General features: G+C 33.3%; 2 protein-coding genes. Both read left to right on the top strand.

The window, feature by feature from the left end; translation table 11 throughout:
* The first annotated feature begins 78 nt into the window (after positions 1-78).
* A complete protein-coding gene (locus tag GMC_RS18600) occupies positions 79-1,515 on the top strand; it encodes a pyridoxal phosphate-dependent decarboxylase family protein (RefSeq protein ID WP_010520440.1) in 1,437 nt (478 codons plus the stop codon).
* Between the two features lie 134 nt (positions 1,516-1,649).
* A complete protein-coding gene (locus GMC_RS0101350) occupies positions 1,650-2,048 on the top strand; it encodes an NUDIX hydrolase (protein ID WP_010520441.1) in 399 nt (132 codons plus the stop codon).
* Positions 2,049-2,062: the final 14 nt, after the last annotated feature.

Here is a 2,062-nt window from a genome sequence, read left to right on the forward strand (position 1 = left end):
CAACACCTATACGCAATGCCCTTCGGGACACTGCGCATAGCCAACCCGTCGGCAACAAGCTGAAAGAACAGACATAAAATGAACGAAAAAATACAATCTGAATCTAATGAACTTGATAGAGTCCTTGAAAAGGTTAAAAATCAAGGAGTTGATTATCTTTCAAATATTAACAAAAGACTTACTTCAACAAAACCCGTAATTCAAGACAAAAGGAGATTAAATTATTCTGGACTTGGAACTGATGAAACATTAGAATTATTTAATAAAAGATTTGAACCGATAATTGTTTCTTCATCTGGCCCAAGATTTTGGGGGTACGTAACAGGAGGTTCAACACCAGCTTCTATAGTTGGAGATTGGTTAGCTTCTATTTATGACCAGAATACTCAAGGTGTTAACGGACAAGGAGATATTTCAGCAAATATTGAATTAGAAACAATCAACTTGCTTTTAGACTTATTTGAATTACCTGAAACCTTTTTAGGTGGTTTCGTAACTGGAGCAACTATGTCAAGTTTTACTTGTCTAGCAGTTGCACGTCAATGGATAGGGAAAATTCATAACAAAGATTTCGCAAAAGATGGTGTTACAGAAAAAATCAACATATTGACTGCAACACCTCATTCTTCTATAATAAAGTCTCTTGCGCTTTTAGGTTTGGGAAGTAATAATATTATAAAAGTAAATACAATTGAGAATAATAGAGAGGCGATTTCAATATCCGATTTAGAAAATAAAATTAAAACACTCAATGGGCAACCATTCATTCTAGTAACAAGTGGCGGAACAGTCAACACAGTTGATTTTGATGATTTTGTAGCAATTAATAAATTAAGAATCAAATATAAATTTTGGTGGCATATAGATGCTGCATTTGGTGGTTTTGCAGCATGCTCTAATAGTCATAAACATTTACTTAAGGATTGGGAACATTCAGATAGCATTACAATTGACTGTCACAAATGGTTAAACGTTCCTTATGAAAGTGCCGTTTTCTTTGTGAAAGAAGAGCACAAAATATTACAAACGGAAAGTTTTCAAAATTCTAATGCACCATACCTTGGGAATCCATTAAATAATTTTAATTATCTCAATTTTCTACCTGAAAATTCAAGGCGACTCAAAGCCTTACCAGCTTGGTTCACCCTTACTGCGTATGGGAAAGAAGGTTATAATGATATCGTAGAAAATTGTATTTCATTAGCTAATCTTCTTGGTGAGTATCTCGAACAAAGTGAAAAATTTAAATTGTTAGCACCTGTAAGATTAAATAATATAGTCTTCACTTTGAATGGAAAAGAAAATCAAGAAAAAGCACAGCTCTTTTTAACGACTCTAAACGATACTGGAAAAGTATTTATGACGCCTACTTTTTTCAATAATAAAAATGGAATTAGAGCATCATTTGTGAATTGGAGAACAACTAAAGATGATATACAAATCGTGTTTGAGGAAATGAATAGAGTAATAGAAACTATGTGGGTAAAGCCAGTTGACAACAATGTATTAAAATAATAGCGGTTTAAGCGCTTAATCGAAAGTAAATAATTACAAAAAAGGTCTGTGTTTATTCGAAAAGTTTATGTGTGAAAATACGCTACTATTCTTATACTAGACCGTTGTAAAACATTTCCAAAATCGCTCAAAAAATGAATGAAGTTGACAAAATAGCGTTCATAGAAACTAAAAATGGACAGATTTTAAGCACGAAATCAAGAGGAAAGACGAAATATTATATTCCTGGTGGGAAAAGGGAATATGGCGAGACTGACGAACAAACTTTGGTTAGGGAAATTGCGGAAGAACTAAACGTTGAAATTGATGAAAATACTATCGAATATGTTGGGACTTTCAAAGCGCAGTCGGACGGTGCAAAAGATGGAGTTATTGTAAAAATGACTTGCTACAAGGCCAAATATGACGGAATAATGGAACCGACTAGTGAAATCGAAGAAATCAGATGGCTGAACTACAAGGACTTGGATATAATTTCGGAAGTGGACAAAAAAATATTTGGATTCCTTAAAAAAAAAGGGAAACTGGAATAAAAAACGTATTACAA

Origin of the sequence: Aquimarina agarivorans (assembly GCF_000218485.1) — a bacterium.
Lineage (GTDB): Bacteria > Bacteroidota > Bacteroidia > Flavobacteriales > Flavobacteriaceae > Aquimarina > Aquimarina agarivorans.

Coding starts and splice junctions, on each gene's coding strand:
- GMC_RS0101350 (WP_010520441.1), top strand. CDS start 1,650: ATGAATGAAGTTGACAAAATAGCGTTCATAGAAACTAAAAATGGACAG.
- GMC_RS18600 (WP_010520440.1), top strand. CDS start 79: ATGAACGAAAAAATACAATCTGAATCTAATGAACTTGATAGAGTCCTT.